Annotated in this window: 5 protein-coding genes and 1 pseudogene; 2 read left to right on the forward strand and 4 right to left on the reverse strand. The window is 64.0% G+C overall.

Going from position 1 to position 4,109, the window contains the following annotated elements:
* The 3 genes and pseudogenes from M3O22_05145 to M3O22_05155 all read right to left on the reverse strand — a co-directional run bounded on the left by M3O22_05145 (nt 1) and on the right by M3O22_05155 (nt 1,988).
* Nucleotides 1-335: pseudogene (locus M3O22_05145) on the reverse strand (phosphate starvation-inducible protein PhoH).
* Nucleotides 329-1,669, reverse strand: a complete 1,341-nt coding sequence (miaB, locus tag M3O22_05150; protein ID MDP9196141.1) for a tRNA (N6-isopentenyl adenosine(37)-C2)-methylthiotransferase MiaB — start codon at nt 1,667-1,669, stop codon at nt 329-331. The pseudogene M3O22_05145 and the gene miaB overlap by 7 nt, the downstream one beginning before the upstream one ends.
* 43 nt (nt 1,670-1,712) lie before the next feature.
* The gene (locus tag M3O22_05155; GenBank protein ID MDP9196142.1) at nt 1,713-1,988 is read right to left on the reverse strand and encodes a hypothetical protein; all 276 of its coding nucleotides are present in this window, start codon (nt 1,986-1,988) and stop codon (nt 1,713-1,715) included.
* Between the two features lie 75 nt (nt 1,989-2,063).
* Between M3O22_05155 and M3O22_05160 the strand changes: the two genes are divergently transcribed.
* Together M3O22_05160 and M3O22_05165 are read left to right on the forward strand one after the other, a co-directional pair.
* Nucleotides 2,064-3,161 (forward strand): class I SAM-dependent RNA methyltransferase, encoded by a 1,098-nt coding sequence (locus M3O22_05160; protein ID MDP9196143.1) that lies wholly within the window; start codon nt 2,064-2,066, stop codon nt 3,159-3,161.
* Nucleotides 3,162-3,225: 64 nt separating this feature from the next.
* Complete coding sequence (locus M3O22_05165; protein ID MDP9196144.1) at nt 3,226-3,864, forward strand: exopolysaccharide biosynthesis protein; 639 nt, start codon at nt 3,226-3,228, stop codon at nt 3,862-3,864.
* Here M3O22_05165 and M3O22_05170 read toward each other — a convergent pair.
* Nucleotides 3,861-4,109 (reverse strand): hypothetical protein (locus M3O22_05170; GenBank protein ID MDP9196145.1); only part of this gene is annotated, 249 nt, incomplete at its 5' end. The genes M3O22_05165 and M3O22_05170 overlap by 4 nt on opposite strands.

Below are 4,109 nucleotides of genomic sequence, written 5' to 3' on the forward strand. Positions count from 1 at the left end.
ATGGTGAAATCAGGACTGTTCAGGCGGGCCAGCGCGGCAGAACGTTCTCCCGCGTCGGTCAGGGTGCTGACCATGCGCAAAGCCGCGTCCACCTCGGCCGGGCCAGTGGGCAGGCCGGCCTGCAGGCGGCCCCACAGGGCGTCCAGAATATTGCGGGCCAGATCGGCGCGGGAAGACTCGCCCGATACGGTCAGGCGACTGCCGCGGGCTGCGATGGACACGTCCAGCTGCTGCTCGATGCGCTTCAGGTGGCTGTTGTGCTCGCCGTACAGGGCGGGGGTCAGGCGGTTGTCCTCGAACTGCAGCTCGATGCTACGGGATCCTGAACTCACGATGAAACTCCGGCGGTTGCAGGGGAAAGAACGGTATCCGTGGTCACGACAGTGCCCGCAAGACTGCTGCCGGTGGCCGAGGCGATACTGACCATGGCCATGGTCCCCAGCAGGCGGGCAGGAGCGGTAACGTGCACGGACTGCATCCAGGGACTGCGGCCCAGAAGCTGGCCGTCACGTTTGCCCCGGCGGTCAAAGACCACAGGCATGGTCTGGCCGATGCAGGCCGTGTTGAAGGCTTTCTGCTGGCTCATGATCAGATCCTGCAGGACGGCCAGGCGCTGTGTCTTCACCGCCTCCTCCACCTGGGTCTGGAGGCCTGAGGCGGGTGTCCCCGGGCGCGGGCTGTAGGCAAAGGAATAGGCCTGGGCGTATCCCACATCCCGGACGATCTTCAGTGTGGTCTCGAAGTCCGCGTCGGTCTCCCCCGGAAAGCCCACGATGAAATCCGACGACAGGGCCAGGTCGGGCCGTGTGGCCTTCATTTTGTCCACCACGCGCAGGTAGTCATCGGCTTTGTGCTTGCGGTTCATGGCGGCCAGGATGCGGTCGGATCCGCTCTGGACCGGCAAATGCACAAAGGGCATCAATTGCGGCACGTCGCGGTGGGCGGCGATCAGGTCATCGTCCATGTCCCGCGGGTGGGAGGTGGTATAGCGGATGCGCTCAATACCCGGAATGTCGGCAATCCTGCGGATCAGGCGGCCCAGACCCCAGGTCTGTCCGTCTGGCCCCGTGCCGTGGTACGCATTCACGTTCTGGCCCAGCAGGGTGATCTCGAGCGCTCCGCCGGCCACCAGCCGCTGCGCCTCGGCCACCACCTGGTCCACGGGGCGGGAGAATTCCGCGCCGCGGGTATAGGGCACCACGCAGAAGGTGCAGAACTTGTCACAGCCTTCCTGCACGGCCAGAAAGGCGCAGGGGCCCTGGCTGGCCTGTTCTTCCGGCAGCTGGTCGAATTTGGATTCCACGGGAAAGTCTGTGCTGACGATTTTTTCTCCGGCCGCGCGGGCCAGTTTGCCCACCATCTCGGGCAGGCCCTGGTAGGCCTGGGGGCCGAACACCATGTCCACGAACGGGGCGCGGGCGATGATCTCCTTCCCCTCGGCCTGTGCCGTGCAGCCGGCCACGGCAATGATCATTTTTTCGCCGCGGGCAGCCTTGCGTTCTTTCTGCTCGCGCAGGCGACCCAGATCCGAGTACACCTTTTCCGAGGCCTTTTCCCGGATGTGACAGGTATTCAGGATGACCATGTCGGCGTCATCCGGTTCCTCCACCGGGCGGTATCCCAGCGGGGCCAGCACGTCCGCCATACGGGCGGAGTCATAGACGTTCATCTGGCAGCCCCAGGTCCGGATGAACAATTTGCGGGTCACGGTTTCAGGCGTCTTCTTCATCGTCGTTGTCGGCGCCCAGGTCATCGTCGTCTTCGTCACCGGCGCCGGTTTCGGAATCAATCTGGTCAGCCAGATCGCGCAGCATGTCGGCGATATCAGCAGCGTCGGTATTTTCAGCGGCGGCGTTGACGGCGGCCTCAACCATGGCCACAGCCACGTATGCGGACAGCACCCCTCCGTCCTTCATGGCGTTTTCCAGGTGCTTTTCCGCGACCTCGAGCGCCTTGCTGAACATGGCCTCTGTTGATTCTTCCTTCATCACCGTCTCCGCAAAGTCGTTGTCCTGAAACCGGTCTTTCTGATAACACGTTGGCGGGAAATTGTGCGAAAAAATATGAAAACAGACAGTATTTCTGAAGAGGCCGGACGGACAGGGCCGGAGTGCATCCATTTCGGGGCCTGCGGGGGGTGTTCGCTGCAGGATGTGCCCCTGGACCGGTACCGGGAAGAAAAGCGCGCCCAGGTCGTGGAGGCGCTGGAGCGCAGGGGGCTGTCGCAGGTTCCCGTGCTTCCGCTGGTGCCCACTCCGGTCCGGAGCCGCCGCCGGGCCATGCTGGCAGCCCGGAAAGCCGGTGGCCGGGTTCTGCTGGGGTTCAATGAGCGTCGCTCCTCCCGGATTGTGGATATCACGGGCTGCACGATCCTGGTGCCGGCCCTGATGGCCTTGCTGCCGCGCCTGCGGGTTTTCCTGCAGGTCCTGCTGAAGGAGGGTCCGGCGCTGGATGTGTCCCTGACCGCCCTGCCGGACGGGGTGGATATCCTGCTGACCGGCCGGCTGGACCTGTCGCTGGAGGCCAGGGAAGCTGTAGCCGCGTTTGCGGCACAGGGCGGCGTTTCGCGGGTTGCTGTGGCGTCTGCGCCCTATGCCGAGGCCGAGCCCCTGATCCAGCTGCGGCCCTGCATGACGTTTTTCGGCGGAGTGCCTGTGGCCATGCCGCCGGGTGCCTTCCTGCAGGCCAGCGCGGAAGGGGAGCAGGCCCTGGTGCGGCTGGTGGTGGACGCTGTGGGTGCAGCCGTCACGGTTGCGGACCTGTTTTCCGGCTGTGGCACGTTCACCTTTCCGCTGGCGAAAACAGCCCGTGTCCATGCTTTTGAGACTTCTGCCCTGGCGGTGCAGGCCATCCAGGCCACAGGACAGCGGGGCGTGACAGCCACCCGGCGGGATCTGGACCAGGATCCGCTGACCGTGAAGGAACTGTCCCGGTTCCAGGCTGTGGTGCTGGATCCCCCCCGGCGTGGTGCGCAGGAGCAGTGCCGCCAGCTGGCCCGCAGCGATGTGCCTGTGCTGGTCTTCGTTTCCTGCAGTCCGGACAGTTTCGCCCGGGACGCCCGCATCCTGGCGGATGGCGGATACCGCCCGGTTTCGGTCACCCCGGTTGACCAGTTCGTGTGGTCATCCCATATCGAGCTTGTGGGCGTTTTTGTCCGATGACAAAAAACGAACGCAATTGGACGGTTATATGCTGAACCATTTCTGATCCGGCCGGGTTTTTGCTGTGCATATCCACCTTCCCCACCTGCCCCACGGTCCCCGTCCCGAAAGGACGACGGACCTCCTGCTGCGACTGGTAGCCGAGGAGGGCTCTCCCCGGCTGACCATCAACGACCTGATTGCGGGTCTGGGCGACCGGGCCTTCGGTCTGATGATCCTGCTGTTCGCCCTGCCCAACTGCGTCCCCGCACCGCCCGGGATCGGATCCCTGCTGGGTCTGCCCATCTTCCTGTTCTCCATCCAGCTGATGCGGGGAAAGCACAGGCCATGGCTGCCGCGGGCGATCGGGGGGCGCAGTTTTTCCCGCAGCGATATCCGCCGGGTCATTGTGCGGGCCGCGCCCGTAACCCGCTGGTTCGAGGCGATCTGCAAGCCCCGCCTGCGCTTCATGACCGAGGGGGTGATCCTGCGCCTGGTAGGGTTCCTGATCTTCCTGCTGTCGGCCCTGATTATCCTGCCGTTTCCGGGCACCAACTGGTTGCCTGGTGTGACGATAGCCATTCTCTCGATTGGCCTGATCGAGCGCGACGGCCTGATTGTCCTGGGCAGCAGCCTGGCGGGCCTGGCCGCTTTCTGGCTGTCGGGAACGTTTTTCTATGTGGGCCTCAAGTGGGCCCTGGGAAAACTGGGGGAGTTTTTCTAGGGTGTGGCCTTTGCAGCGGCAATGGCTCTGAGTCCCATTTCCCGCGTAACGCTTTTTGGTCTTCTGGCGTTAAGCCGGGCAACGACAGGCACATGATCCAGCAGCATTTCCCGCCCTGCCCGATGCCCTTCCCTGTGTGCCGGCGCAAAGACAGGCCCAAGGGCTGCTGACCAGTCAGGGATGGAATTGATAAGGATTTTTCCCTGACAGACATCGTTATACAGGAGCATAGTGGCCTGGCAGAC

This window comes from Pseudomonadota bacterium, from assembly GCA_030775045.1.
GTDB lineage: Bacteria > Pseudomonadota > Alphaproteobacteria > JALYJY01 > JALYJY01 > JALYJY01.